We start from the raw sequence: 24,636 nt of genomic DNA, 5'->3' as shown, positions 1-24,636 counted from the left end.
GAGCGACGTCGGTGTCGGGCAGAGCCGTGAGGCCAGCGCATCGCGCGACCACCAGAACGGTTCGCCGGAGCCGCCTGTCGGAATCGAACGGACGACCTAATGACGTCGGCTTTGCGTCTATCGCTTGATGCGCCGACTGGGCGAACGAGCCGCTGACCTGCGCAAACGCCGAGCGTGGAGGACGCCGCCATCCGGTGGTGACCGACGACGACCGACCAGTACCGACCGTTTCACCGGAGCTTGCGGCGGCGTCGAAGCCGAGCAAGCTCCATTCTTCTAACTCACCGCGCCCTCCTCCTCGCCGGCCCCGTCGTCGGCGAAGACGTTTCAGGGGTCTTCTCAGATGAGGGTGTAGGTCGGCCGGGCGCGTCGGTCCGCAGATAGACGTCGAGGTCTCCCGACGACGGAGGTTCCTACGCCATCCATCCGAAAGACCTCGACGTGTCCGACGCTACCCCGCCGGCCGGCTTCGGCCGCCCTGACCTGACCGCCTTCGCTCGACTCGACGGCCTCGGTCTGCACACCGGCGCGGACCTGCTCACCGACAAGCAGAGCGACAGGCTACGCGCGCTGTTCGTTGATGACGCTCACGTCGAGGTCGAGGCGACCTGGGGTGTCTACCAGCGCATGATCGCCGCCTATCGCCACGAGGACCGGCAACGTGGCCGCGAGCTCATGGAGAAGCTGATCACCGACCTCAGCGCCGGCGTCCCCAAGGTGCTCACCGAGCTCACCACCCTGGGCCGGACCCTGAACAAGCGAGCCGCTGACGTGCTCGCCTACTTCGAACGACCCGGCACCAGCAACGGGCCGGCCGAGGCGCTCAACGGACGGCTCGAACACCTGCGCGGCTCCGCACTCGGGTTCCGCAACCTGACCAACTGCATCGCCCGAAGCCTGCTCGAGACCGGCGGCTTCAGACCCCAACTCCTACACCCCCGATTGGGATGAGCCGCTCAGCTCCGGCGCGGCCGCCCCGTGAAGTGCTTCACCCCGTAGACCAGGAGGAGCAGGATGCCGCTCAGCTGCAGGGCGAGCGAGAAGCCGGAGGCGAATTCACCGGCCGGCCACACCAGCCTCAGCACCAGCGCGACGAACATCGCTGTGACCCCGACGACGAACAGGACTCGATTCCGCATCCGTCGAGTCGACCATCCGCACGCGGGCCCTGGCCAACCGCCAGTGCTCAGCTCAGGCGCTCGGTCAGGTGGACGGTGACGACGTCGCCGAGGTCCTTGCCGATCGTCTTCCGCAGTTTCGCGCTGATCGACAGCATGTGGCCGCCGGCGCCGGTCGGCAGCAGGCCCGCGGTCACCGGCTCGCCGTCGACGGTGGCGACCACCTTCACCGACCTCCCTGTGCCGAGCAGCTCGACGGAGCCGGGCACCTCGACGCACGACCAGAGGTCGCCCTTCACGGCGACACCGATCGGGGCGGTGAAGGCGAGGTCCAGGGGGCCGGCGCTCATGCGCTCTCCTCCGCGGACGCCGCGCTCTCGCCGGAGGAGTCCTGCCCGCTGTACCGGTCGAGGATCTCGTCGTACATCGCGGCGTCGAGCAGACCATCGGACAGGGCCCGGCGGACCTCCTCGAACTCCCCCGGGTCGAGGGTCGTCCAGTCGAAGCCGTCACTCGGCGATCCGGGCCGGTAGCGCCGGCGGCCGAGCTCGTCGACGGCCTGCTCCCGCGTCAGCTCCCCCGCGGCGAAGCGCTGCGCGATCCCGTACGGTGTCGCGCCGGAGAAGCCGGAGCGCACGTACGGCAGCGCGGCGGCCGCCTCGATCCCGTCGGACACCTCGTCGATCGACATGCGGACCCCTCCCGTCCGAGGGCCCACCGACCCTCCCGTCGACCCTACGACGAGACGTCGCATCCCGGTCGGGCCGGGCGACGCCCACTGCCCTCGACAGGCGGCTACCGTTCCTCCATGACCGGACGCGCCGCTACGTCCCGGTACGAGTTCCGCGTCGACTCGCGCACGCTCGTCGCCCACGACCTCCATGGGACTCGAGCCCCCCGCGCTGCAGTCGTCTGGTGCGGAGGGACACCGCACACCGGCGCACTCCTCGCTCCCCACGTCGACGCCGCTGCGGCGCGCGGCATCCGGCTCGTCTCCGTCGCCCGTCCCGGCTTCGGCGGCTCGATGCGGGCTCCCGGACGGAGCATCGCGGACGCGGCCGCCGATGTGCTCCGCGTCGCCGACCTGCTCGCGATCGAGCGCTTCCTGGTGACGGGCTACTCCGGCGGCGGCCCGCACGCGCTGGCCGTCGGGGCTCTCGGAGGTGATCGCGTCCTGGGCGTCGCGACGTTCGGCAGCCCGGCGCCCTTCAGCGACGACGGAGCGTGGTTCGACGGCATGCAATCCGGGCGCTCTCCGCAGCGCGCGCAACGGCCGGGCTGCGCGCGAGGAGTGGGAGGAGACGGCCCGCTTCGATCCGGAGCAGTTCACCGGTGACGACTACTCGGCCCTCGACGGCCCGCTGACGGCGCTCGGCGCAGAGGCCGGACGCGCCTCGGAGCTCGAACAGGGCGGGAGCGTCGACGACGACCTCGCTCTCGTCGTGCCCTGGGGAGTCGACCTCTCGCGCCTGGCGGCGCCGGTCCTCCTCCTCCACGGCGCCGCGGACAGGGTGGTCCCGGTCGCGCACGCGGAGCGGATCCGCCGCCTCCACCCGGCCGCGGAGCTCACGATCCGGCCCGGTCGAGGCCACATCGGCATCCTGCTCGACTGGCCGGACGTCCTCGACCGCCTCCTCGCGGACGGGTTCCCCGGGGACCGCTCCGGCAGCGGAGGCTGAGCGTCTCATCGCGGCCGGCAGCGGATCCGACGCGGAAGGTGGGCCTGGAAGGGCCACGCTTCGGGAGGGCTCCCTCCGCGAGGATCACGGCATGGCCCCCCACACGGATCCCCGCCGATGACTCTGCAGGACCTCGCCGACGAGCTCGCCCAGGCTCTCGACCGCCCGGTGACGATCGAGGACGCCTCGAGCCGGGTGCTGGCCGCGACGCGCGCGCGCGAGGAGGCGCCTCACGACGGCGTGTTCCCCGTCCAGGATCCGCGGGGCCGGCTCGCGACCCTCCTCCTCCCCCGGGAGCGGCCCGCGCCGCTCACTCCGGCCGAGTACTCGCTCATCGACGCGGCCGTCGGAGCGATCGGCCGCCTCCTCGGCCCCTCGACGCGGGCGGGCGGCAGCTCCCGGCGCGCGGACGTCCTCGCGGCGCTCCTGTCGGGCGACGGCGGCACCCGGCGCGCCTCCTTCGCCGAGGCGGTCGAGCGCCGCTGGCTGCGCCGGGACGCCCAGACCGTGGTCCGCGCGGTGCGGCTGACCGGCCCGACCGGCTCCCTGCAGCGGACGGCGCTGGCGCGGCGGATCGACGCGAGCGCCGCCTCCGGCCTGACGTTCCTCGGCGACCAGGAGGGTGTGCTGTTCTTCGTGAGCGTGGAGGCGCCCGAGGCCGCCGCGGAGGCGGACGACGTCCTGCGGGCGGAGGCGCGCGGCCGCTGCACGGCCGTCGACGCGATCGGCTCGGCGCGCTTCGACGTCCGCGACGACGACCTCCTGCCGACTGCCGAGCGGGCCGCCCTCGCGGCGACCATCGTCGGCTCCCTGCCCGACGGCCGTAGCCGGGCCGACATCGCCGAGCTCGGGGCCTGGGTGCTCCTCGCCTCGATCGGGGCGGACAGCTCGCAGCTCGCCATGCTCTCGCCGGCCGCGGCGACGCTGCTCGAGCGGGGCGACGAGGTGCAGCGGCGGACCGTGGAGGCCTACCTCGACGTGCGCGGCAGCGTGCGGGAGGCGTGCGGGCTCCTCCACATCCACCGCACCACGCTCTACTACCGCCTCGACAACCTGCCCGAGGCGGTCCGGGAGGCGCTCGACGACGGCCTCGCCCGCAGCACGCTGCACCTCTGCCTCAAGCTGATGAAGTTCCGCGACGGGCTCGAGCGGCGGCGGGCCTCGTGACCGTGGCCGGAGACCTCCCGCAGGTCCGCCTCTACGGGCGGCGCGAGAGCCGCGACGCGTGGGAGATCCGCGACCTCCTCTCGCGCAGCGTCGTCTCGTTCTCGTGGACGCCGATCGACACGGACGAGCAGTGCCTCGCCGTCGCCGGGCACCCGCTCGCCACCGCGTCACTCCCCCTCGTGGTGTTCCCGGACGGCAGCCGCGCCTCCGATCCGACGCTCGCCGAGGTCGCGGCCCGGCTCGGCTGGGTCGGCTCGCCGCGGCTCGCGGAGTACGACCTCTCCATCTACGGAGCCGGTCCGGCCGGGCTCTCGGCCGCCGTGTACGCCGCCTCGGAGGGGCTGAAGGTCGTGGTCCTCGAGCGCTCGGCCATCGGCGGGCAGGCCGGCTCGAGCAGCCTGATCGAGAACTACCTCGGCTTCCCGCACGGGATAGCGGGAGCCGATCTGGCCGAGCGCGCGCGGCAGCAGGCCGTCTCGTTCGGCGCCGAGCTGCTGCGGATGCGCGAGGGGATCCGCGGGCGCTTCGCCGACGACCGGATCCACGCGCTGCTCGCCGACGGGACGACCGTCGTCGCCCGCACCAACATCTGCGCCACGGGCATCCAGTGGCGCCGGCTCGGCCTCGAGCGCGAGGACGAGCTGCTCGGCGTCGGCCTCTACTACGGCGCCGGCACGAGCGAGGCGCCGCTCTGCGAGGGCGAGGACGTCGTGGTCGTCGGAGGCGGCAACTCGGCCGGGCAGGCCGTGATGAACCTCTCGGCGCACGCGCGGCACGTGACCATGCTGGTCCGCGGCCCGGATCTGGCCGACAGCCTCTCCTCCTACCTCGCGGAGCGCGTCGTCCGGCAGCCGAACGTGACGATCCTGCTCGACTCGCGCGTCACCCGCCTGCACGGCGCCGACGCCCTCGAGTCGATCGAGGTCGAGAACTCGGCGACCGGCGCGCACGGGGCGCTGGCCACCTCCCACCTCTTCGTCTGCATAGGGGGCGAGCCGGATACGACGTGGGCGGCGGAGACCGCGATCGTCCGCGACTCCGGCGGCTACCTCGTGACGGGACCGGACCTCGCCGGCGAGCACGCGGCTCGCGACTGGCCGCTCGAGCGGGCGCCGTTCTACCTCGAGACGAGCGTCCCCGGCTCCTTCGCCGCGGGGGACGTGCGCCGCAGCTCGGTCAAGCGCGTCGCCTCCGCCGTCGGCGAGGGCGCGATGGCCGTCACCTTCGCCCACCGCCACCTGCAGGAGACCTCGTGAGCCGCCGGCTGCCGACGGTGCGCCACGGCGTCGGCTTCTGGATCGTCGCCGCGACCTTCCTGCTCGTGATGGCGTACTCCACAGTGCCGACTCCGCTCTACCCGCTCTACCAGCAGCTCGACGGCTTCCCGCCGTTCGTGATCACCGTCGTCTTCGCCGCCTACGCGGTCGGAGTGATCGTGAGCCTGTACCTCGCCGGTCACGTCAGCGACTGGCTCGGCCGCCGCCGAGTGCTGCTGATCGCGGTGCTCGTCTCGGCGGTCTCGGCCGTGCTCTTCTCGCTGACGACGGAGGTGCCGGGGCTGATCGTCGCCCGCTTCGTCAACGGCGTCAGCATCGGGATGCTCACCGCCACCGCGACCGCCCATCTGGGCGAGCTGCGCGCCCGCGCCCGGCCGGACGAGAACACGATCGTCGCCGCGTCGATCTCGGGCGCGGTGAACCTCGGCGGTCTCTCGCTGGGCCCGCTGCTCGGCGGGGTCTTCGCCGAGTTCCTGCCCGATCCGCTCCTCCTGCCGCACCAGGTGTTCCTGGTCGCGCTGCTCGTGGCGGGCCTCGCGCTGCTCCTCGTGCCCGAGACGGTCGACGTGCCGGAGACGGCGCCCGCCTACCGGCCGCAGCGGCTCTCGGTGCCGGCGGATACGCGCCGGGCGTTCCTGCTCGCGGCGTTCGGAGCGTTCTCGGCCTTCTCCGTCCTCGGCCTCTTCACCTCGCTCGCACCGACGTTCCTGGTGCAGACCTTCCAGGTGCGCGACCACCTGCTGGCCGGCGCGACGTCCTTCGCCGTGTTCGCCTCCGCGGCCCTCGGCCAGCTGCTGCTCGTGAAGGTGGGGACGCGCCTGCAGCTCTCGATCGCGGTGGCGGGCTGCGCGGTCGGGCTGGCGGCGGTCGCGGCCGGAGCGATCGCTCCGCAGCTGGGAGTGTTCCTCGCCGGGGCCGTCGTCTCGGGCTTCGGGGTGGGGCTGCTCTTCAAGGGCTCGATCGGCACGGCGGTCGCCCTCGCGGATCCCGCCCGCCGGGGCGAGACCCTGGCGGTGGTGTTCCTGGTCGCGTACACGGGGCTCGCGGTGCCCGCACTGGCGGCGGGAGCGGCGCTCAACCTCGTCGCCGCGACGACGGTGCTGACGGTGTTCGCGGCGCTCGTGCTGGCGGCGACCGCGACGGCCGGCGTGCTGCTGCGCGCCCGCAGCGCGGCGGCCGGGCGATGAGCGGCGGAGCGGGGCGGCGCTGCGGGGTGCGGGCCGGCGGCCGTCCAGGTGCCGGCCGCGTGCACCCCGGACGGCCGCCCGCCGCATCAGAAGTCCTCGCGCCGCTCCTGCTCGGCCTCGGCGGCCGGCTCGAGCGCGGCGAGATCCCCGAGCGCGAGGCGCAGCTGGCGCAGCAGCCACTCCTCGGTCAGCGCACCCGCGTCGAGCGCGTCCAGCCGGCGGAGGCGCTCGGCGGCCGACCCGGTGAGGTCGGCGGGCGTCCCGGCGCTCATGCGCCGTACCCCGCTCCGCGGAGCAGGCGGCGCAGGTCGACGAGCTGCTGCTCGTCCACGTCCTTGTGGTGCGGCCGGTGGAGGGTCTCGGTCGTCGAGCCGACCGTCACCGAGAAGGCGCCGTCGTGCTTCTCGTGGACGGTGCCGACGGCCTCGAGCAGCGTCAGCACGTCCGCCCAGAGGACGTTGTGGCTCGGCGAGTCCTCGAGCAGCCGCTCGAGGGTGTCTCGCTGGTTCGAGTGGAGGTGGCGGGTGTCGGTCATGAACGGCCCTTCGGTGTCTGCGCACGCGCCCCGGTGGCGGTGCTCGGCGTCGCGTCCGACGGTAGGCGCGCGGGTGGAGCCGGTGCGCGAGTCGGATGACTCGAAGAGCGGACGCCGCGGGGCGGCCCCGCGAGAGGTACGGTCCCCGCGAGAGGTGCGGCCGTGAATCCGGAGCCGGGCGACCGCCTCGACGAGGAGGACTCTCCCCGCACGCCCGCGCTGCCCGAGGCCGCCGTCTCCGCCGCGTCGCTCCCCGACCGGCCGGCCGCGTTCCTCAACGCCCTGCTGACCGAGCACTTCGTGCTGGAGTCGGCGCGCGGCATCACCGTGACGGAGTCGAGCAGCCGCGCCTCGCTCTACCTGACGATGCTCTCCAGCTCGCTCGTGGCCTTCGGCTTCCTCGCCCCGACCCGGTACGCGATGGGGTTCCTCGCGGTGATCATCCCGGTCGTCGTGCTGCTGGGGGTGTTCACCTACGAGCGGCTGGTGCAGACCTCGATGGAGGACATCGCCGCGCTGACCGCCATCCAGCGCATCCGCCGCTACTACGGGACCCTGCTGCCGGGCGCGGGCGCCTACTTCGCGGTGCCGCGCGGCCGCCACGCGCCGAACGAGCTGCTCGAGATCGGCCGGCGGCAGAGCTGGCGGGGCATCTTCTTCACGATGTCCTCGGCGATCGCGGTGGTCAACTCGATCGTGGCGGGCGCCGGAGTCGCGCTCGCGCTGACGCAGAGCGGCGCGGACGAGGTCCCCGCGATCGCGTGCGGGATGGCGGCCGCCGTCGTCCTCGCGGTGCTGCACGGGGTGTACCAGTTCCACCGCTACCGGCAGATGCGGCTGCGGATCGCCGAGGCGGAAGCGCTGGACGGGGTCGAGAGGGGGTGACGGGGCGGGGCCCGGCCGGCGGGCGGCGTCCTGAGCTGACGGGCGCACTTGAGGCGCCGCGTCGGCCGCCGGCTGGTCAGCTGGCTCCGACCTGCTCCCGCGACTGCTCCCGTGACTGATCAAGAGTTGTCGCACTCGACGCCCAGTGCGACAACTCCTGGACTCTCGTGGCGATCGCTCGTCGGCGGGCCGCCGCGAACATTCAGCAGTCGCCGTGGTCGGTCGCGAGCACGGCGACTTCTGGCTGCACGCCGCCTGCGGACGTGCGCAGGGAGCCGGCGGCCGGCGACTGTCCAGGAGTTGTCGCAGTCGATGCCGAGTGCGACAACTCCTGGACTCTCGCGAAAGTCCTGCGCTCTCGCGGAGGCGCGCGGCTCAGCCGCGCTCGGCGCGCTCGGCGCGCTCGGCGCGCTCGGCGAGGAGGTACTGCCAGTCGCGCGGCACGCGGTCCTTCGGCCCCGGGGTGGTCTGGCTCGCCGGGTGGCTCTGCGGGTCGGCCAGGGCGGGGCCGTCGGCGTAGTCGTCGGTCCGGTAGTCCCAGAACCAGTCCTCGCCGGGCTCGAAGCTGCGGATGACCGCGTGGCCGGTCGAGTGGTAGTGGGCCGTCGCGTGGCGGTTCAGCGAGTCGTCGCAGCAGCCGATGTGCCCGCAGAGCGCGCAGCGGCGCAGGTGCAGCCACCACGAGCCGGACTGCTCGCACTCGACGCAGCCGGGGCCGCTCGGCGGGACGGAGGGGTCGATCATCTGCTGCGACGTCATGCGCTCAGCATGCGCCTCCCGCGGCGGCAGGCACCAGGTCGGATGACTCGATCCTGCGGCTCCGTCACGCGCTCCGGGCGTCCTCGAGGCGGAGGAGCGCGTCGCGGAGCCCGGCCCGCGAGGTCACCCCGAGCTTGGGGAAGATCCGGTACAGGTGCCCGCTGACGGTGCGGGGCGAGACGAAGAGCTGCTGGGCGATCTGCTTGTTCGAGAGCCCCGCGGCGGCCAGCGAGACCACGCGCCGCTCCTGCTCGCTGAGGTCGGCGGCGACCGGCGCCTCCCCCGCTCCGCCCGCCGCCCGCAGCTCGTGCTGGGCGCGGGCGAGCCAGAGCTCGGCTCCCACCGCGGCGAACCCCGCAGCGGCCTGGCGGAACCGGGTGCGCGCCTCCAGCGGGCGCATCCGGCGGCGCAGCCACTCGCCGTGGCAGAGCTGGACGCGCGCCCGCTCGAACGGCCACTCCTCGGAGGCCGGGTCGAGGGAGCGCTCGAAGAGGGCGCCCGCGCCGCCGGTCGGATCGAGGACCGCGGTCGCCGCGAGGGCGAGCATCCGCCCGCGGGGAGCGAGGGGCCGCGCGGCGAGGTCCGCCGCGGCCGCCGCCAGCTCGGCGCAGTGCTCGGGCAGGCGGAGGCGCGAGGCGGCCTCGGCTGCGTCGAGGAGCTCCAGCGGATCGCCACCGGCGCGGGAGGAGGAGCGGGCGTGCGCCTCCTCGAAACGGCCGCCGCCGAGGTCGAGCGAGCACAGGGCGTGATCGGCGGCGCGCGCGACCGACGCCGCTCCGTGCCGCAGCGCCCAGGCCGTCGCGCGCTCGGCGCACTCGAGGGTGCGTGCGCGGTCGCCCTGCACGGCGTGGACCCGGGCTCGAGTCGCGTCGATCAGCGCGCGCACGGCGGGCAGGTCGTCGGCGCGGGCGGCGGCGCGGTCGAGGTCGGCCGAGGCGTCGTCGAGGCGACCGCCGTCGAGTGCGGCGGTGCCGCGGCGGAGGAGGGCGAGGGCGCCGGGCAGGCCGTCCGCCTCCTCCCCGCCGTCGAGGAGCCCGGCGAGGCGGTCGCGGCGCTCGTCCGAGACCTCGAGCAGCGACCAGGCGAGATGCAGCGCGACCGTCTTCCACGGGTCGCCCGTGACCGCGGAGTCCTCGGCGAGCCGCAGGCGGCGCTCCCACTCCTCGTCCGGGACCGGCCGCACGCAGGCCTCCACGAGGCGCAGGACGGGATCGAGGGGGTGCTCCTCGCCGACGGCGAGCGCCTCCTGCCACCACGCGGGATCGCCGCGGAGCATGCAGGCGATGTGGAGGACGGTCGCCAGCAGGTCGACGGCGGCGTCGTGAGGGGCTGCGTGGTCGGCGGGGATGCTGCTGGCGTCGTCGTTGGAGGCGCCGGTCTCGGCGGGAGAGGCACCACCGACAGACGAGGCACCACCGACTCCCGAGCCCCCACGCCCCACCCGAGCGCCGAGCCCCCGGAGGGCCGCGCGGCGGACCCCGCCCACGTCCCCCGTGCGGAGCAGCGCATCGGCCAGCCGCGCCGCCTCGACGCCGGCCCCGGGAACCCCGCCGTCCTCCCGCGAGCGCTCGACCACCCGCTCGAGGGCCGCCGCGTCGCCGGTGAAGGCCGCGACGGCGGCCGCGCGCGCCTCGAGCTCCTCCCGCAGAGCAGCACCGCGCGCACTCGAGCGCGCCTCGGCGAGGAGGAGCAGCGCCTCCTGCGGCCGACCCGCGCGGAGTCGCTCCTCCGCCGCGTCCCTCAGCAGCCACGCCCGCTCCTCCGGCCCGGCCGCGTCGTCCGCCGCGAGCAGCAGGCGGAGGTGCGGGGCCGACTCCGGGCGCTCGGCGAGCCGCCTCCGTGCCGCCCGCAGCGCTCGGGGCGACGCCGTCGAGAGCACCACCGCGCGGACCACCGGGTCGCGGAACGCACGGCCGCCCGCCGTCAGGATCCCCGCCTGCACCAGGGCGCGGTCCCCGTCTCCGGGGGCCGACCCGATGCTCTCCGAGAACTCGGCGCCCGCCACCGCAGCGACCAGGAGCGCCTCCCGGCACTCCTCCGACAGCGGAGCCAGCAGGTCGAGCACCCTGGTCTCGGCCTGCTCGAGCCGCGGGTAGACCGGGAAGGGCGAGGGAGCGTCCTCGTCGGCCCAGGCCCGCCCGAGGACGTCGAGGAGCAGCGGATTCCCCTCCGCGACCCGCAGCAGGCGCGCCTCGACGGCGAGCGACCGCCGGCCGCCGTGGGCGCGCAGGAAGCCGCAGGCCGCCTCCGCGTCGAGGGGCTCGGTGCGACGGTGCCGGAGGCCCTCCCAGCCGGCGAGGACGCGCCGGTCGCCGGTGGCGAGGAGGCAGGCGGCGCCGACCTCGTCGACCAGCCGGGTCACCAGGGCCTGGAGGGTCTCGCGGGCGGCGACGTCGAACCGCTCCCAGTCGTCGACGACGATCAGGAAGCCGGGGTCGCAGGGCGAGGCGGAGGAGTCGCGCACCCGCTGCAGACGGCCGATCAGCGTGGCGAACAGTGCGAGCGAGGACGCGCCGATCACGGCGTCGCCCCGGTCCGGCCGCACCTCCACGACCTCGCAGCCGGCGGCGCGAGCGGTGGCCGCGGCGGAGCGCAGCATGTGCGTCCGGCCCGAGCCGATCCCGCCCTCGACCACCAGGAGCCGCTCCCGCGCGGGCGACGCCGAGCTCAGCATCCGGACCACCACGTCCTCGGGTGCGCTCGGGTGCGCGGGCGGCGAGGAGAGTGCACTGATCGTCATCGCGACTCCTGAGGGACGGGTTCCGAGGACCCCATGCTGACCGCCGGGCGCGGACGCGCTCTCCTCCCTCTGTCGGAACCCTCCGGAGCGCTCCCTCTGTCGAACCGTCCCGAGCGCCCGGCCCCCGGTCGGCGCCGGGCAGGAGGCACAGCAGGGCAGTGGGCCCCGCGAGCGCCCGACGGTACTCTGTGTCCCACCGGACGACCGGTACGGCCCCACCCCCGCACGACCGCCGCTCGACCCGGCGGGTGATCCGATGGAGTCGCACGATGAGCTCTCGCAGCCCCCTCGCGGAGTTCCTCCGCGCTCGCCGCGCGGCGCTGCGGCCGGAGCAGGTCGGCGTGCCGACCGCGGGCACCCGGCGGCGGGTGTCGGGCCTGCGCCGCGAGGAGGTCGCCGACCGCGCCCGGATCAGCCGCGACTACTACCTCCGCGTCGAGCAGGGGCACGCGGTCGCCCCGTCCGACCAGGTGCTGAACGCCCTCGCCGAGGCGCTCGCCTTCGACGAGTTCGAGCGCGCCTACCTCTTCCGGCTGGCCCGGCTGCGCCCCGGCCCGCACGGTCCCGACTCTCCTCCGCCGGGCCAGGGCGTGGAGTCGCTGCTCGCGCACTGGCCGAGGACCCCGGCGTACGCGTTCGACCGCAACCTCGACGTCCTCGGCGCGAACGACCTGATGAGCCGTCTCGCCCCCGACAAGGGCGTGCCCGGCGCCAACATGCTGCTCTCCACCTCCCGCGGCTATGCGCGCGCCGTGGCGGACGGCGACCCGCCGGACCAGCTGCAGGCGTGGGGCCAGGTCTTCCGCGAGCTGATCGCCGCGCTGCGGTTCTACAGCGTCCCCGACGATCCGCGGCTGCACGAGATCGTCGGCGAGTGCTCGGTCGAGAATCCGCTGTTCCGGTCGATCTGGGCCGAGTACCAGGTCCGCCCCTTCACCCACCGGTGGATCCGCGTCCACGTCGAGCCGTTCGGCTGGCTCGACCTCGAGATGCAGACCCTGGAGCTCGCCGGCGCTCCGGGCCGGTACGTCGTGACCTACCTCGCGGCAGCGGGGACTCCGGCGGCCGCGGCCGTCGACGTCCTCGCCTCGCTGCGGCCCGCTCCGGAGGCGGGCACCGCGCTGGCCGCCCCGGCCGGCGCCTGATCAGCGGCGGTGAGCCGGGCGAGATCCTCGCGACCCGCCGCGTCACCCGCCTCGAACAGGAGCAGGAGGCGAGCGCCGTCCCGGACCAGCCGGTAGTCCATCGGAACGGAGCCGACCGCGGTGTCGAGGAACACGACCGACCCGCGTGCGTCGGCCTCCGCCCCGGCCGCCCACGAGTCCGCGAACCGGGGGCTCCTCGCCGAGAGCTCCCCGACGACCGTCAGGAACTCCCGGTCCCCCCGGTGCCGCTCGAGCGAGTCGCGGAGCATCGCCGCGACCTGGTCGGCGGCGGAGCCCCAGCAGGGCAGGTCCTCGACCTCGGACGAGTCCAGGAAGGTGAAGCGGGCGATGCTCACTCCCGGGGCGAAGGCGGGCGAGAGCGCCCGCGCGAGCGGAGTCGCGCTCAGCACGCGCAGGTGCCGGTCCAGCAGCACCGCCGCCCTCCCCGCCCACGGCAGGAGCGCCGCCTCGTGATCCTCCGCCATGTCCCCGTCCCCTCCGCGCGTCCCTCCCTCAGCGCAGCGGAGTGATCCCCTGCGTCCCGAGCGGGAAGGTCGCCAGCACCTCCTCCGGGATGTTCAGGTGCTGCGCGACCAGCGACGGCGGCAGGTGGCTCAGCCACTGGGCGAGCGACACCTCCTCGTAGCGGGAGCTCTTGAACGTCTCGATGTAGACGAGCGTGTCGTCGCCGGTGTTCTCCACGTAGTGGCCGAAGTTGCGGCGCACGACGCCCACGTCTCCGGCGTGGAAGTCGGTCGTGTTGGCGTGCGGGCCGGTGTTGAAGACGGTCATCCGAGCGGATCCGCGGAGGTAGTACTGCCACTCGTCGGCGTTGGGGTGCCAGTGCAGCTCGCGCATCGAGCCGGGCTCGACGGTCGTCAGCGCGGCCGAGACCGTGCGCGAGGCCGGGAAGTTCGTGCTGTCGGCGATCTGGATCCGGCCGCCGCTGTTCTGGTACGCGGGCTCGGAGCGGGAGAGCCGGAAGATCACCGCCTCGTCGCCGTCCTGCACCCCGGCCGCGGCCCGGTCGGCCTGGAGGTCGCCGGGCACGTCGCCCGGGAAGATCCAGAGGTCGTGCAGCGGGATGTCGCGGAAGACCTCCTGCGCGACGCCGAAGTTCTTCGCCAGCACGTCCGGCGGCGTGTGCGCGAACCAGTCGGTGAGCAGGAGCGTGTTGCTCTCGGACTGCTCGCCGTCGTCGAACGCGAGCACGAACTCCGCCCCGTCCGGGCCGAGGCCCTGCAGGGAGTGCGGCAGGCCGGGCGGGAAGTACCAGAGGTCCCCCTCCTGCACGTCGTCGACACTGGGCCGGCCGGTGCGGCTGAGCGTGGTGATGCGGCAGTTCCCCTTGGTCATCAGCGCCCACTCGGCGCTCTGGTGCCAGTGCAGCTCGCGGATCCCGCCGGCCTCGAGGTACATGTTCACGCCGGCGATCTCGTTCGAGATCGCGAAGTCGGCCTGCGTGAGCTCGCGCGCCCAGCCTCCCCGCTGCACCCGCCGCGGCGAGATGTTGAAGGAGGACCAGAAGAACGGCTGCGTGCTGATGTCCGTCGCGGGCGCGGCGATCTGGTTCGGGAACAGTCCCTCCAGGACGCGGTTCTGCGGGCCGGTCATCGTGTTCGCCGAGGGATCGCCCTCGGTGTTCACGATCCCCTCCTGGGGGAGGTCCGGGTCTCCGAAACCGGGGGTCTCGTGGTGCGGAGCGGTGCTGTCGTCGGGTTCCACGGCGTTCTCCCTGCTGATCGTCCTGCGCGCCTGCGCTGCTCCGATCCCACCGCTCCGGCCCGGGCGGCACCACGGTCATCCGACTCGATCCGCGCCCCGACGACCGGCCCGGGTCAGCCGCCCAGGCCCTCGAGCACGTCCCGCGAGGGCACGAAGTAGACCCCGCCGGTCGTCGCGGTCGAGAAGTCGAGGAGGCGGTCGTGCCGGCCCGCGGGCACGCCGACGAACATCCGCGTCAGCATCGTCTCGATCACCGACAGGTCGGCGGCCAGGCCGAGGAAGTACGTGCCGAACTCGCCCCTGCCGGGCCGGCCGAAGGGCATGTTGTCGCGGAGGATGTCGTGCTCGGTCCCGCCGGCGTCGACCACGGTCGCGAGCCCCTTGTGCGAGAGCTGCGCCGGATCGTCCTCGCGCTCGACGTTGTCGGCCTTGCTCCGGCCGATGACCCGCTCCTGCTGCTCGGTGGTGAGCGCGTGCCAGGCCGTCAGGTCGTGCAGGTACTTCTGCACGACCAGGTAGCTGCCGCCCGCGAACGCCGCGTCCTCCGCGCCGATCAGCGCGACGCGGGGCAGCGCCTCCCCGGTCGGGTTCTCGGTGCCGTCGACGAATCCCAGCAGGTCGCGGTTGTCGAAGTAGCGGAAGCCGACCACCTCGTCGCGGACGACGACGTCCTCGCCGAGCGCGTCGAGCAGGAGGCGCTCGAACTCGAAGCAGGCGTCGTCCCGCTCCGCCCGGATGTGGAACAGGAGGTCGGTCTGCGTCGAGACGGCCGTGTGCGCCGCGCCGACCACCTCCCGGAACGGGTGCAGCTGCGCGGGGCGCCCCTCCCCGCCGAAGCGGTCCCACGCGTCGCTCCCGATCCCGACCAGGCAGGAGAGGCGCAGGCCCAGGTCGCGGAAGCCGACCGCGCGGAGGATCCCGCCCACGTCGGCGACGACGTCCCGCACGCGGTCCGCGGCGTCCTGCCCGCCGACGATGTCGAGCGAGAGGAAGACGGCGGACCGGCTGAGCGGAGCGACGACCGCCTGCGGCTCGATGGGGACACGGTCCTCGACGGTCACCGGAGCACCGCCGGCCGGGGCGTCGTCGGCAGGGGCGTCGGCAGCGCCGTCGTCGTGGGCGTCGTCGTGGGCATCGCGACCTCCGATCCGCGCGCCGCGGGAGGGCGCGTCCGCCGCGATCCTGTCAGCGCCCGCGGTGCCGGTCACGAGTCATCCGACCCCACTCGGCGAGCGCGGCCGGCGGCCTCGGCACCTCCCAAGCGACCAGGTCTGGACGATCGTCGGAACATCTCCCCGCGCTCTTCAGGGAGCGCTCCCACGCCCCTATCGTGGAGCCGCTCCCCACCCTCATCCGGGGAGGCACCACCTTGGACACGACCCGGGCCGGGCTCGGGATCGACACGAGCACGGAGGTTCGAAGATGCCGTTTGTGACCACGGACGACGACGTCGAGATCTACTACAAGGACTGGGGCAGCACCGACGCGCAGCCCATCGTCTTCCACCACGGCTGGCCGCTGTCGTCCGACGACTGGGACGCGCAGATGCTGTTCTTCCACGCGCACGGCTACCGCGTCATCGCGACCGACCGCCGCGGGCACGGACGCTCGACCCAGGTCGGCACCGGACACGACATGGACCACTACGCCAGCGACGTGAACGCGGTCGTCGAGCACCTCGACCTGCGGAACGCGATCCACATCGGCCACTCCACCGGAGGCGGCCAGGCCGCGCGCTACGTCGCGAAGTACGGCGAGCCCCAGGGCCGCGTGGCCAAGGCCGTCCTCGTCTCGTCGGTCCCGCCGCTGATGGTGCAGACCGAGGCGAACCCCGAGGGCACGCCGATCTCGGTGTTCGACGGCTTCCGCGACGCTCTCGCGGCGAACCGCGCCGAGTTCTACCAGGCCGTGGCCTCCGGGCCCTTCTACGGCTTCAACCGCGAGGGGGTCGAGCTCTCGCAGCCCGTGGTCGACAACTGGTGGCGCCAGGGCATGACCGGATCCGCGCTCGCGCACTACGAGGGCATCAAGGCCTTCTCGGAGACGGACCAGACCGAGGACCTGAAGGCGATCACCGTCCCCGTCCTCGTCACCCAGGGCGACGACGACCAGGTCGTCCCCTACAAGGACGCCGCGCTCAAGCAGCACGAGCTGCTGCAGAACTCGACGCTCAAGATCTACGAGGGCTACCCGCACGGCATGCTGACCGTCCACGCGGACGTCATCAACCCCGACCTGCTGGCCTTCATCCAGGAGTAGCGCGGCACGCTCGCAGGCGCGTCCCGGCCGTTCCGGGGCGCGCCTGCGCGTCTGCGCTCGAACGAGGGCCGGGTGCCCCTGCGAGCGGAGTCCGGCCTCAGGCGTCGGCGCCCGCGTCCCTGCCGAGCACCGCGGCGAGCTCGCCCCGCCCGCCGATCCCGAGCTTGCGGTACGCCGCGTACAGGTGCGCGCCGACCGTGCGCGGCGAGAGGAACAGGTTCTGCGCGATCGCGCGGTTCGACAGCCCCGTGCTCGCGAGAGCGCAGATGCGCAGCTCCTGCGGGGTCAGCGTGGCCGCGGCCGGCGACGGCGCATCCGCGATCCTCCCTCCGGCGGCCCGGAGCGCGTCACGGGCCCGATCGGCCCAGGCGTGGATCGGCAGCTCCTCGAGCATCGCCAGCGACTCGCGGAGGAGGGGCCGCGCCTCCGCCGCCTGACCGGCCCGGCGCAGCCCGTCGCCCACGAGCAGCAGCGCCCGCGCCCGCACGTACGGGAGCGGCGGCGGAGTCCGGCGGAGCAGCCCGGCCGCGGCGTCCGGCGCTCCGTCGGCGAGCGCCACGGCGATCTGCGCGTACCGGAGGGCCGCCTCGATCATCGGCTGGTGCCAGCGCTCGAAGAGCGATTCCAGCCTCGCGGCGTGCAGGCGCACGACTCCGACGTCCCCGATCGCGAGAGCCGCGTCGACGAGATCGGGCGTGGTCAGGATCGCGAAGCCGGGGTTCAGGGAGTCGTCGTCCGTGTCGAGGAGGGGCAGGAGCTCCGGCACGGCGTCGCCCGGTCGAGACTCGAGGACCGCCACCGCCGCTCGCGATCCGCGGAGCGTCGCCCGCATCACGCTCGAGCAGAGGACGGCCGCGCCGATCGCGCTGCCCGCGCTGATCGCCTCGGGATCGGGCGCGACGCCCTCCATCGCGTCGAACCAGGCCAGGCAGGCCCGGGACGCGGTCTCGAAGCCGACGTCCCCCAGGTCGCTCCCGAGGACGAGCGCCTCCTCGGCGAAGGAGCGGGCGCGCGAGATGCGGCCGGCGAGCGACGTGGTCATCGAGGCGGCGAGGAGCGCCTGCGGGAGGATCCGGATGTCGCCGCGCGCGCGCAGCCCTGTGATCGCCGCCTCCAGGAGCTCCCGGGCGACCTCGACCTCGCCCGCCGTGTTCAGCGCGTAGCCGAGCCACCACGCCTCCTCCGGACCGCTCGCCCCGCCGGCCGCCGCGAGCGCCCGGCGGACGACCTCGTCGCCGCGGGCGATCGGCTCGGTGACCGCCGCGAGCAGGACGGCGCGCGGGTCGGAGTCGTCGAGGGCGAGCGCGCGCACCGCCTGGATCATCGGCTCCCCCGGCGACGCCTCGCGGTTGTGGTCCCAGGCTATGGCGGCGAGGTGCAGGAGCGCGGCGGTCGCGGCGTCGACGGCTCCGTGGCTCTGCAGCGCCGTCACTGCGGCGAGCGCGGGCGAGAGGTCTCCCCGCGAGAGGGCCGTGCGCCCGGTCGGCAGCGTCTCGCGCGTCCAGGCGGCGCGGGCGGTGAGCACCGGATCGACGGTCTCGCCCGCCGCGCGGTGCACGAGCAGCGCCGCCTCCGCGGTCCGGCCGGCGAGTCCGGAGTACTCGGCCGCGTCGATCAGGCGCGAGACGCGCAGCGGCCCCGCGGGGGTCAGCTCCGCCGCCCGCTCCATCGCCTGAGCCGCCAGGACGACGTCGCCCGTCGCCAGGCCGGACGCCGCGAGACCGGCGAGCTCCTCGCCGACCGGCCCGTCCGAGCCCGTCGCGAGCTCCGACCGCCACCAGAGCGTCCGGCTCGGGTCGTCGCGGTGCTCCTGGACGAGCGTGCGGAGCACGGCCGCGCGCTCGGAGGGGCGGCTCACGCTCGTCACCGCGGACTGCACGAGAGGGTGCCGGAAGCGGAGTCCGCTCCCCGGCGTCCAGCTGAGCAGCGACGCGGCGACGGCCCTGTCGATCCAGGAGGGGTCGGGGTGGCGGCCGATCGCCAGGTTCGCCAGCCGGCTCGCCTCCTCCGCCGTCGCGACGTCGCCCAGCGCCACGGCCAGCACGGCGAGCCGCGAGGGCTGGTCGAGCTCGGCGAAGCGCTCGGCGAAGGCCGATTCGAGGCGTCCGGTCACCGCGCGGTCCTCCGCCTCGTCGGCCGACGGGTCGCGCCCGGTCAGCTCCACCAGGGCGAGCGGATTCCCGCGGGCGAGGTCGAGCAGAGCGCGCCGGGCGGCGCCGCGAGGAGGATGCGGGAGCGTGTCGAGGAGAGCGGCCGAGTCGGCGGCCGACAGCGGCCCGAGGTGGAGGTGCTCGAGGCCGGAGTCCTCCTCGGGCCGGTCCCTCGTGGTCATCACGACGACGACGCGGTCCTCGCCGATGCGCCGGGCGAGCATCCGCAGCGCCCACGCCGACTCCGGGTCGATCCGGTGCAGGTCCTCGACGACGACCAGCAGGGGCCGATCGGCGGCGGCGTCGCTCAGGAGGGTCAGGGCCGAGAGGCCGGCCAGGAGCGGCGTCGGCTGCACTCCGTCCGCCAGGTGGAAGGCCACGCGGAGCGCGTCCTGCTGCGGCAGGGGCAGGCCGTCGAGGCCCGGGCGGAGCGGGTGCAGGAGGAGCTGCAGCGCCGCGTACTGGTCGCCCGACTCCGCTGCGGAGCCCGCGGTGCGCAGCACCCGCACATCGCGTGCGCGGGCGTAGGCGACGACCTCCTCGACCAGGGTGGTCTTGCCGACCCCGGCGTCCCCGTCGATGACGAGCGCCGACCCGTGGGCGGCGATGCCGTCGACCATCAGACGGAGCCGCGCGAGCTCCGATCCCCGACCGACGACGAGCGCGTCCCGCTTCACGCGTCGAGTATCGCACCCTCGCGCAGACACTCCTCGACCCGGTGGCGGGCCCGGATGAAATCGATCGCGGCGGCCGCGGCGCTGCCGGGGGCGCCGAAGAAGGAGGTCAGGAAGTGGTCGCCTCCGTGCACCTCCAGGGTCTGCCAGCGGAAGGCGATGAAGCCGAAGGGGTCGACGCGCACCGGCGACGAGCCCTCGCGGAGCGGATACGCCTCCTGGCTCGCCCAGACGCGGCGGAACACCCGCGAGCGGCCTCCGAGCGAGGCGACCAGGACCCGCAGACGCGGGTCCGCCGGGTCGGAGTGGAAGCGGAGGGCGGCCGTCATCACGGCGATCGTGCGGTCCCAGTCCTCGTGCCGCTCGGCGTCGGTCTCGAGCGCCGCGGCGTCGACGACGGCCTCGATCATGTTGGTCCCCTGCTCGCAGGCCAGGGGGAGGAGCAGGCGGCCGAGCTCGTTCACGGCGACGAGGTCCAGGTAGCGGTCGACCACGTAGGCGGGCGTCGTGGTCCAGGACGAGACCATGCTCGTCAGGCTGCCGACCTGCGCCGGGGTCGGCCCGGCCTGTGCCCAGCCCGGTGAGCGGCGCGGCGCGGCGTGTCCGCCGAGCCGGAAGAGGTAGTCGCGCCCGTCCGCGTCGAGGCGGAACGCCCGGGCCAGGGCGTCCAGGACCTGCGCCGAGGGGCGGCGGTCCTTGCCCTGCTCGAGCCGCAGGTAGTAGTCCGGGCTGATCCCCGCGAGCACGGCGACCTCCTGGCGGCGCAGCCCGCTGACGCGGCGCCTGCCGTCGGCGCCCAGGCCGACCTCGTCAGGGCGCAGCCGGTCGCGGTGCCCCCGGAGGTAGGCGCCGAGCCGTGCGGTGTCCGTGTCCACGATCCCGCCCTTCTCTCCCTTCGAGGCTAGGGAGGAGGCGGGCCCGGCTCCACGCGACGCCGACCTAGATCCGCGGCGGGGTGCGGAGGTGCGCGGCGGGGTGCGGAGGAGCGCACCGGCACTCGGCGCACCCCTCCGCGGTCAGGCGACTCCGCGGTCAGCTCAGCTCCGCCGCGGCGTCGGCGATGACCCGCGCGACCTCCTCCGGGTGCGAGCGCATCACCAGGTGCGGCGCGTCGAGCTCGACGACCGAGCGCACGCCCGCCCGCCGGTAGCCGAACCGCTCGACGTCCGGATTGATCGTCCGGTCCGCGGCGGCGACGACGCCCCAGCTCGGCCGGGTCCGCCAGGCGGCGACGGGAGCGGCCTCGCCGAAGGCCAGAGCGGCGAGCGGGCGCTGGCCGACCGCGAGCACGGCCGCCTCGGCCGGATCGATCCCGGCCGCGAGCACCTCCGGGAACGCCGACACCGCGACCGACACGTCCGTGCCCGGCTCCGCTCCGTCGATCGGGAACGGGGTGTAGACGAGGTTCGCCGGGAGGTCGGAGTCGGGGAAGGCGCCCTGCAGCTGCCCGAGGCTCTCCCCCTCCTCGAGCGCGTAGGCCGCGAGGTAGACGAGGCCGACCACGTTCCCGGCGGCGCCCGCCACCGTGATCACGGCGCCGCCGTAGGAGTGGCCCGCCAGCAGGACCGGCCCGTCGAGCTGCTCCACGAAGGAGCGGAGGTACTCCGCGTCGCCCAGCAGGCTGCGGTTCGGCACTGCAGGGACGCGCACGGCGTGGCCGGCGTCGAGCAGGATCCGCGTGACCGGGGCGAAGCTCGCGGCGTCGGCGAACGCTCCGTGGACGAGGACGATGGTGGGTGCGGGCATGGGCTGTCCTTCCGGTCGGGCTGCGGTCCGGCAGCCGGCTGCGCAGCCGATCCGGACCCGGGCCGAACCTAGGACGGCGGACGGCGCGCGTCGTGACCCCGCGACTCCCCTGCCGACCGGGCGGCCGCCTGTCGCCCGCCCGAGGACACGCTCCAGCGCTCGTCCCGCCCGCTCACGGCGGGCCCGGCCCGCTGCAGCGTCCGCGTCCTGGTCCCGGCGGGGTCACCCTTCGACGGCTGGACCGCCCGGGATCGCGGCGCGGTCGGCCGGCGGCCTCTCCGGCCGGATCGCCGGCGACAGCGGCGGATCGGCACGCGGACTCCTGCGGCCCGAGACCCGGGCCGCGGCGCGTCAGCTCGCGAACTCCTCCGGCCAGCCCAGCGCGGCCAGCGACCGGCGCACGCGCTCGATGTCCTCCTCCGAGGGCAGCTCCGAGGTCACTCCGGCGATCGCGGTGCCGACGTCCGCGCGGGAGGCGGGCGCGTCGGCGGCGAGACCGGCGGCCACCTCGGCCACCTCCTCGTCGCTCAGACGGCGGCGGAGGAGCGCCAGCAGCGGCACGAAGTCCTGCTCGGGCAGCCCGGCCGGATAGCCGGCGCGCAGCCAGCGGACGATGCGCGCGACCAGGCCCTCGCGGGTGTCCGGCTCGGCCAGCGACTCCGGGCCCGCCAGCGGCCAGCCCGCGCTCGCGAGCCGCGAGGAGACGCGGGCGACGTCCTCGGGCATCGCCGGTCCGAGCAGCAGCTGCTCGATCCGCTCGCGCACCACGGCCCGTGAGACGACCGTCTCGGCCCGCTCCGACTCCGACAGGAGCCGCGCGACGACCTGCTCGACCTCGTCCGTCGTGAGGCTGCGGCGCAGCAGGCCCAGCAGCGGCAGGTAGTCCTGCTCCGGCACGCCCGACGGGTAGCCCGCGCGCAGCCAGCCGACCACGCGGGCGACGATCCCCTCCCGCGCCGCGATCGGATCGGTCGAGGCCATGCTCAGCCCTTGGGCACGAAGGTCGGGATCACGTGCTCGAAGCTCACCGACTGGCCGAGGCCCGTCGCGATGATGACGCTCAGGCCGATCACGACGGAGCCGACGACGAGGGCGAAGCAGAGCACGCCGATCCCGCGCAGCACCGGGGCGGGCAGACCGCTCCGGACCGCGCGGGCGTCGGACCCGCCCGAGGCGGGAGCACCGGCGGCGACGGCGAAGGAGCGGACGCCGACGGCGAAGAGCACGGGCAGGCCTGCTCCGAGGAGCACGGCGACGAGGGCCACCTGGCCGGCGGCGGAGAGGAAGAGGGAGAGCACGGTGCGGATCCTTTCGCTCAGACGCCGGCGGTCTCGGGCGCGGGGCGTGCCGCCGCGTCCTGCCACTCGTCGTTGACGTTGTGCGCGCCGATGCTGTCGCGGCGCGAGCGGATGTAGATGAGGGAGGCGACGGCGACGAGGATCGCGGCCATCAGGAGGCCGCCGGCCGCGCCTCCGACGAGGTGGCCGATCCACCACATCACGGCGCCGACGAGGGCGGCGGCCGGGAGCGTGATGACCCAGGCGATCACCATGCGCAGCGCCACGCGCCAGCGCACCTGCGCTCCGGGGCGGCCGACTCCGGAGCCGAGGATCGAGCCGGTCGCGACGTGGGTGGTCGAGAGGGCGAAGCCGAGGTGGCTGGAGGCGAGGATGACCGCGGCGGAGGCGCTCTCGGCGGCCATGCCCTGCGGGGTGTCGATCTCGACGAGGCCCTTGCCGACGGTGCGGATGATCCGCCAGCCGCCGATGTAGGTGCCGAGCGAGATGGCCAGCGCGCAGCTGAGCTTGACCCAGAAGGGGACCGACTCGGTGTCGCTCCAGCCGCCGGCCGCGATCAGCGCGAGCGTGATCACTCCCATGGTCTTCTGCGCGTCGTTGGTGCCGTGCGCGAGCGAGACGAGGGAGGCGCTGCCGATCTGACCGAAGCGGAAGCCGCGGTGGAGGCTCTTCTCGGCGAGGTTGCCGATCACCCGGAAGACGAGCCAGGTGCCGATCGCCGCGACCGCTCCGGCGAGCACGGGCGACATCAGCGCCGGGAGGATCACCTTGCCGACGACGCCGTCGAGCTTCGTGCCGTCGCCTGCCCAGTTGACGCCGTTGAGGCCGAGGCCCGCGAGAGCGGAGCCGATCAGGCCGCCGAAGAGGGCGTGCGACGAGCTCGAGGGCAGGCCGAGCAGCCAGGTCAGCAGGTTCCAGACGATGCCGCCGATGAGGCCGGCCAGCACGATCAGCAGCAGAGCCGAACCGCCGTCCTCGAGCAGCGCCGGATCGGGTGCGCCCGAGGAGTCCTGGATCTTCACGACCGCGTTGGTGACGGTCAGCGCCACCTCGATGCTGAGGAACGCACCGACGAGGTTCAGCGACGCCGAGAGGGCGACGGCGGTGCGGGGCTTCAGGGCACCGGTCGCGATGGACGTGGCCATCGCGTTCGCCGTGTCATGGAAGCCGTTGGTGAAGTCGAAGGCGAGGGCCGTGACGACGACGAGCGCGAGCAGGATGAAGGGATCCACGCAGACATGATGCTCCCGCGGCGGGAGGCGTTCCGGCGTGGTCGCGAGGCTTCACCTGCTGTTCACCTCGCGGGGCACGCCCGCCCGAGTACCCTGTGCGGATTCTCAGGCGGGCGGCGCATCGGTGGGTGCGATTCACCTGAGTCCGCACCGGCATGCGGCGCTCAGACGGGTGCGCTCAGGAGGCCGAGCGCGGCATCGGCGGGGTGAGGTCCGGGGTGTGCGCGGGGTCGGAGTCGGGGGCCGGCTCCTGCTGGGCGGCGGACTCGGCCGCGGCACCGGTGTCCTCGGCGGACTCCTGATCCTCGGCGGGCTCCTGCGAGCCGGGCAGCGGCGGGGTGAGGTCGAGGGCGCCGACCGCCGGCTCGGCGGCGTGCTTCGGCGTGGTCGGGCGGTTCTCGGCCGCGGCCGCCTTCTTCGCCGCCTTCTCCTGGGTCCGCTTGAGCTTCTCGGTCTGCTCGGCCAGCTTGCGGGCCTTCTTGCGCAGCTTCTTGCTGGAGTCGCGGACCGCCTCGTGCGCCGCGCGCACCGACTTCTCGGCCTTCTTCAGCGCCTTCTTCGCGCGCTTCTGCGCCGCCTTGTCGCGTGCGTCCTTGTCGTTGCCGGTCCCGGCCATGTCCGCTCCTCCGCTCGTCGACCGCTCCGGCCGACTCCCCCACGCTACCGAGCGGCACCCGCCCCGCGAACCCGCTGGCGAGCGCGCCCGGGCCGCGCTAGGCGCGCGGGCGGCGGCCGTTCTGCGCCCGTGCCGTCCCGCCTCCCCTTCCCCCTGGTCGCCGCCTCTCCTCCTTTCTCCTCGGCTCTCGCTTCAGCCCTGCGGTGCCATTCGCGGCTGGGAGTCGCGGGCGAGTCGACCCCGCGACGGGCGCGGGTTCGGCAGGCTGGGGGCATGGTCTTCCAGCACGATCCCGGCGGCTACCAGGGCCGCGCCGGTCTCCGGCGTCCCGTGCGCGGGCCCAGGCGCGACAAGTGGATGTGGTGGCGCCTGGGCTCCGGAGTCGCGGCGACGGTCGCCGGTGTGATCGCCCTGCTCGTCTTCACCGCCGACCGCTGAGCACGC

25 protein-coding genes and 2 pseudogenes are annotated in these 24,636 nt (G+C 74.4%); 10 read left to right on the top strand and 17 right to left on the bottom strand.

Features of this window, described 5'->3' with window-relative positions; genetic code table 11:
* Nucleotides 1-516 precede the first annotated feature (516 nt).
* A pseudogene (locus C5C36_RS02930) lies at nucleotides 517-951 on the top strand (transposase); the annotation flags it as partial.
* A 5-nt stretch (nucleotides 952-956) separates the two neighbouring features.
* Here C5C36_RS02930 and C5C36_RS02925 read toward each other — a convergent pair.
* From C5C36_RS02925 to C5C36_RS02915, 3 genes are read right to left on the bottom strand one after another with little or no spacing between them, the layout of a single operon-like run.
* On the bottom strand, nucleotides 957-1,139 hold the full coding sequence (locus C5C36_RS02925) for a hypothetical protein (RefSeq protein WP_104224784.1): 183 nt from the start codon (nucleotides 1,137-1,139) through the stop codon (nucleotides 957-959).
* A 47-nt stretch (nucleotides 1,140-1,186) separates the two neighbouring features.
* The gene (locus C5C36_RS02920) at nucleotides 1,187-1,468 is read right to left on the bottom strand and encodes a DUF1905 domain-containing protein (RefSeq protein ID WP_104250445.1); all 282 of its coding nucleotides are present in this window, start codon (nucleotides 1,466-1,468) and stop codon (nucleotides 1,187-1,189) included.
* Nucleotides 1,465-1,809: a hypothetical protein gene (locus tag C5C36_RS02915; RefSeq protein ID WP_104309218.1), complete on the bottom strand. Its 345-nt coding sequence runs from the start codon at nucleotides 1,807-1,809 to the stop codon at nucleotides 1,465-1,467. Before C5C36_RS02915 ends, C5C36_RS02920 begins: the two co-directional genes overlap by 4 nt.
* Before the next feature lie 117 nt (nucleotides 1,810-1,926).
* Here C5C36_RS02915 and C5C36_RS18235 point away from each other — a divergent pair.
* From C5C36_RS18235 to C5C36_RS02890, 5 genes and pseudogenes are all read left to right on the top strand, one after another.
* A pseudogene (locus C5C36_RS18235) lies at nucleotides 1,927-2,271 on the top strand (alpha/beta fold hydrolase); the annotation flags it as partial.
* A 10-nt stretch (nucleotides 2,272-2,281) separates the two neighbouring features.
* Nucleotides 2,282-2,797 (top strand): alpha/beta fold hydrolase, encoded by a 516-nt coding sequence (locus C5C36_RS17940; protein WP_258072171.1) that lies wholly within the window; start codon nucleotides 2,282-2,284, stop codon nucleotides 2,795-2,797.
* Nucleotides 2,798-2,914: 117 nt separating this feature from the next.
* Nucleotides 2,915-3,964, top strand: coding sequence for a helix-turn-helix domain-containing protein (locus C5C36_RS02900; protein ID WP_104309215.1), 1,050 nt, complete (start codon nucleotides 2,915-2,917; stop codon nucleotides 3,962-3,964).
* A complete protein-coding gene (locus C5C36_RS02895) occupies nucleotides 3,961-5,220 on the top strand; it encodes an NAD(P)/FAD-dependent oxidoreductase (protein WP_181133764.1) in 1,260 nt (419 codons plus the stop codon). The genes C5C36_RS02900 and C5C36_RS02895 overlap by 4 nt, the downstream gene beginning before the upstream one ends.
* Nucleotides 5,217-6,428 (top strand): MFS transporter, encoded by a 1,212-nt coding sequence (locus C5C36_RS02890; protein ID WP_258064101.1) that lies wholly within the window; start codon nucleotides 5,217-5,219, stop codon nucleotides 6,426-6,428. The genes C5C36_RS02895 and C5C36_RS02890 overlap by 4 nt, the downstream gene beginning before the upstream one ends.
* An 86-nt stretch (nucleotides 6,429-6,514) precedes the next feature.
* On the opposite strand, the gene C5C36_RS02885 is transcribed toward C5C36_RS02890, so the two are convergent.
* Together C5C36_RS02885 and C5C36_RS02880 are read right to left on the bottom strand one after the other, a co-directional pair.
* The gene (locus C5C36_RS02885) at nucleotides 6,515-6,700 is read right to left on the bottom strand and encodes a hypothetical protein (RefSeq protein ID WP_104224778.1); all 186 of its coding nucleotides are present in this window, start codon (nucleotides 6,698-6,700) and stop codon (nucleotides 6,515-6,517) included.
* Nucleotides 6,697-6,963 carry a hypothetical protein gene (locus C5C36_RS02880; RefSeq protein WP_104257441.1) on the bottom strand — a complete coding sequence of 89 codons (267 nt, stop codon included), beginning with the start codon at nucleotides 6,961-6,963 and terminating at the stop codon, nucleotides 6,697-6,699. Before C5C36_RS02880 ends, C5C36_RS02885 begins: the two co-directional genes overlap by 4 nt.
* 162 nt (nucleotides 6,964-7,125) lie before the next feature.
* On the opposite strand from C5C36_RS02880, the gene C5C36_RS02875 reads away from it, so the two are divergent.
* A complete protein-coding gene (locus tag C5C36_RS02875; RefSeq protein ID WP_104224776.1) occupies nucleotides 7,126-7,848 on the top strand; it encodes a hypothetical protein in 723 nt (240 codons plus the stop codon).
* A gap of 375 nt (nucleotides 7,849-8,223) precedes the next feature.
* Here the strand turns inward: C5C36_RS02875 and C5C36_RS02870 are convergent, their stop codons facing one another.
* Together C5C36_RS02870 and C5C36_RS02865 are read right to left on the bottom strand one after the other, a co-directional pair.
* On the bottom strand, nucleotides 8,224-8,607 hold the full coding sequence (locus C5C36_RS02870; RefSeq protein WP_104309214.1) for a UBP-type zinc finger domain-containing protein: 384 nt from the start codon (nucleotides 8,605-8,607) through the stop codon (nucleotides 8,224-8,226).
* 64 nt (nucleotides 8,608-8,671) lie between these two features.
* Entirely contained in the window at nucleotides 8,672-11,347 is a 2,676-nt protein-coding gene (locus C5C36_RS02865; RefSeq protein ID WP_104309213.1) for a LuxR C-terminal-related transcriptional regulator, read from the bottom strand.
* A gap of 269 nt (nucleotides 11,348-11,616) precedes the next feature.
* On the opposite strand from C5C36_RS02865, the gene C5C36_RS02860 reads away from it, so the two are divergent.
* Entirely contained in the window at nucleotides 11,617-12,492 is an 876-nt protein-coding gene (locus tag C5C36_RS02860) for a helix-turn-helix transcriptional regulator (RefSeq protein ID WP_104308306.1), read from the top strand.
* Here the strand turns inward: C5C36_RS02860 and C5C36_RS02855 are convergent.
* The 3 genes from C5C36_RS02855 to C5C36_RS02845 form a co-directional block, all read right to left on the bottom strand.
* Nucleotides 12,384-12,977: a hypothetical protein gene (locus C5C36_RS02855; protein ID WP_104308305.1), complete on the bottom strand. Its 594-nt coding sequence runs from the start codon at nucleotides 12,975-12,977 to the stop codon at nucleotides 12,384-12,386. The genes C5C36_RS02860 and C5C36_RS02855 overlap by 109 nt on opposite strands.
* A 28-nt stretch (nucleotides 12,978-13,005) precedes the next feature.
* On the bottom strand, nucleotides 13,006-14,217 hold the full coding sequence (locus C5C36_RS02850) for a cupin domain-containing protein (protein WP_258062876.1): 1,212 nt from the start codon (nucleotides 14,215-14,217) through the stop codon (nucleotides 13,006-13,008).
* 113 nt (nucleotides 14,218-14,330) lie between these two features.
* On the bottom strand, nucleotides 14,331-15,425 hold the full coding sequence (locus tag C5C36_RS02845; RefSeq protein ID WP_308470892.1) for a Dyp-type peroxidase: 1,095 nt from the start codon (nucleotides 15,423-15,425) through the stop codon (nucleotides 14,331-14,333).
* Nucleotides 15,426-15,639: 214 nt separating this feature from the next.
* Here C5C36_RS02845 and C5C36_RS02840 point away from each other — a divergent pair, with 214 nt between their 5' ends.
* On the top strand, nucleotides 15,640-16,476 hold the full coding sequence (locus tag C5C36_RS02840) for an alpha/beta fold hydrolase (RefSeq protein WP_104309212.1): 837 nt from the start codon (nucleotides 15,640-15,642) through the stop codon (nucleotides 16,474-16,476).
* Between the two features lie 97 nt (nucleotides 16,477-16,573).
* Here the strand turns inward: C5C36_RS02840 and C5C36_RS02835 are convergent, their stop codons facing one another.
* From C5C36_RS02835 to C5C36_RS02805, 7 genes are all read right to left on the bottom strand, one after another.
* A complete protein-coding gene (locus C5C36_RS02835) occupies nucleotides 16,574-19,303 on the bottom strand; it encodes an AAA family ATPase (RefSeq protein ID WP_104309211.1) in 2,730 nt (909 codons plus the stop codon).
* The gene (locus C5C36_RS02830; RefSeq protein WP_181133763.1) at nucleotides 19,300-20,175 is read right to left on the bottom strand and encodes a helix-turn-helix domain-containing protein; all 876 of its coding nucleotides are present in this window, start codon (nucleotides 20,173-20,175) and stop codon (nucleotides 19,300-19,302) included. The genes C5C36_RS02835 and C5C36_RS02830 overlap by 4 nt, the downstream gene beginning before the upstream one ends.
* A gap of 157 nt (nucleotides 20,176-20,332) precedes the next feature.
* On the bottom strand, nucleotides 20,333-21,046 hold the full coding sequence (locus tag C5C36_RS02825) for an alpha/beta fold hydrolase (protein ID WP_104224009.1): 714 nt from the start codon (nucleotides 21,044-21,046) through the stop codon (nucleotides 20,333-20,335).
* 351 nt (nucleotides 21,047-21,397) lie between these two features.
* On the bottom strand, nucleotides 21,398-22,027 hold the full coding sequence (locus tag C5C36_RS02820) for a DUF3349 domain-containing protein (protein WP_104224010.1): 630 nt from the start codon (nucleotides 22,025-22,027) through the stop codon (nucleotides 21,398-21,400).
* 2 nt (nucleotides 22,028-22,029) lie between these two features.
* Nucleotides 22,030-22,344, bottom strand: a complete 315-nt coding sequence (locus C5C36_RS02815) for a hypothetical protein (RefSeq protein ID WP_104263561.1) — start codon at nucleotides 22,342-22,344, stop codon at nucleotides 22,030-22,032.
* A gap of 17 nt (nucleotides 22,345-22,361) precedes the next feature.
* Nucleotides 22,362-23,576 (bottom strand): inorganic phosphate transporter, encoded by a 1,215-nt coding sequence (locus tag C5C36_RS02810; protein ID WP_104224012.1) that lies wholly within the window; start codon nucleotides 23,574-23,576, stop codon nucleotides 22,362-22,364.
* Between the two features lie 178 nt (nucleotides 23,577-23,754).
* On the bottom strand, nucleotides 23,755-24,192 hold the full coding sequence (locus tag C5C36_RS02805) for a hypothetical protein (protein ID WP_104288719.1): 438 nt from the start codon (nucleotides 24,190-24,192) through the stop codon (nucleotides 23,755-23,757).
* A 273-nt stretch (nucleotides 24,193-24,465) separates the two neighbouring features.
* Between C5C36_RS02805 and C5C36_RS17445 the strand changes: the two genes are divergently transcribed.
* On the top strand, nucleotides 24,466-24,630 hold the full coding sequence (locus tag C5C36_RS17445) for a hypothetical protein (RefSeq protein WP_159940529.1): 165 nt from the start codon (nucleotides 24,466-24,468) through the stop codon (nucleotides 24,628-24,630).
* Nucleotides 24,631-24,636: the final 6 nt, after the last annotated feature.

Origin of the sequence: Rathayibacter sp. AY1G1, from assembly GCF_002932095.1 — a bacterium.
Taxonomy (GTDB): Bacteria; Actinomycetota; Actinomycetes; order Actinomycetales; family Microbacteriaceae; genus Rathayibacter.
Note: the sequence above shows the minus strand (reverse complement) of the source record. Positions and strands in the feature narration are given on the sequence as shown.

Excerpts from the sequence above, each read along its gene's own strand:
- C5C36_RS02825 (WP_104224009.1), bottom strand. The coding sequence starts at position 21,046 with ATGCCCGCACCCACCATCGTCCTCGTCCACGGAGCGTTCGCCGACGCC.
- C5C36_RS02900 (WP_104309215.1), top strand. The coding sequence starts at position 2,915 with ATGACTCTGCAGGACCTCGCCGACGAGCTCGCCCAGGCTCTCGACCGC.
- C5C36_RS02925 (WP_104224784.1), bottom strand. The coding sequence starts at position 1,139 with ATGCGGAATCGAGTCCTGTTCGTCGTCGGGGTCACAGCGATGTTCGTC.
- C5C36_RS02870 (WP_104309214.1), bottom strand. The coding sequence starts at position 8,607 with ATGACGTCGCAGCAGATGATCGACCCCTCCGTCCCGCCGAGCGGCCCC.
- C5C36_RS02860 (WP_104308306.1), top strand. The coding sequence starts at position 11,617 with ATGAGCTCTCGCAGCCCCCTCGCGGAGTTCCTCCGCGCTCGCCGCGCG.
- C5C36_RS02855 (WP_104308305.1), bottom strand. The coding sequence starts at position 12,977 with ATGGCGGAGGATCACGAGGCGGCGCTCCTGCCGTGGGCGGGGAGGGCG.
- C5C36_RS02865 (WP_104309213.1), bottom strand. The coding sequence starts at position 11,347 with ATGACGATCAGTGCACTCTCCTCGCCGCCCGCGCACCCGAGCGCACCC.
- C5C36_RS02880 (WP_104257441.1), bottom strand. The coding sequence starts at position 6,963 with ATGACCGACACCCGCCACCTCCACTCGAACCAGCGAGACACCCTCGAG.
- C5C36_RS02885 (WP_104224778.1), bottom strand. The coding sequence starts at position 6,700 with ATGAGCGCCGGGACGCCCGCCGACCTCACCGGGTCGGCCGCCGAGCGC.
- C5C36_RS02820 (WP_104224010.1), bottom strand. The coding sequence starts at position 22,027 with ATGGCCTCGACCGATCCGATCGCGGCGCGGGAGGGGATCGTCGCCCGC.
- C5C36_RS02840 (WP_104309212.1), top strand. The coding sequence starts at position 15,640 with ATGCCGTTTGTGACCACGGACGACGACGTCGAGATCTACTACAAGGAC.
- C5C36_RS02920 (WP_104250445.1), bottom strand. The coding sequence starts at position 1,468 with ATGAGCGCCGGCCCCCTGGACCTCGCCTTCACCGCCCCGATCGGTGTC.
- C5C36_RS17445 (WP_159940529.1), top strand. The coding sequence starts at position 24,466 with ATGGTCTTCCAGCACGATCCCGGCGGCTACCAGGGCCGCGCCGGTCTC.
- C5C36_RS02805 (WP_104288719.1), bottom strand. The coding sequence starts at position 24,192 with ATGGCCGGGACCGGCAACGACAAGGACGCACGCGACAAGGCGGCGCAG.
- C5C36_RS02915 (WP_104309218.1), bottom strand. The coding sequence starts at position 1,809 with ATGTCGATCGACGAGGTGTCCGACGGGATCGAGGCGGCCGCCGCGCTG.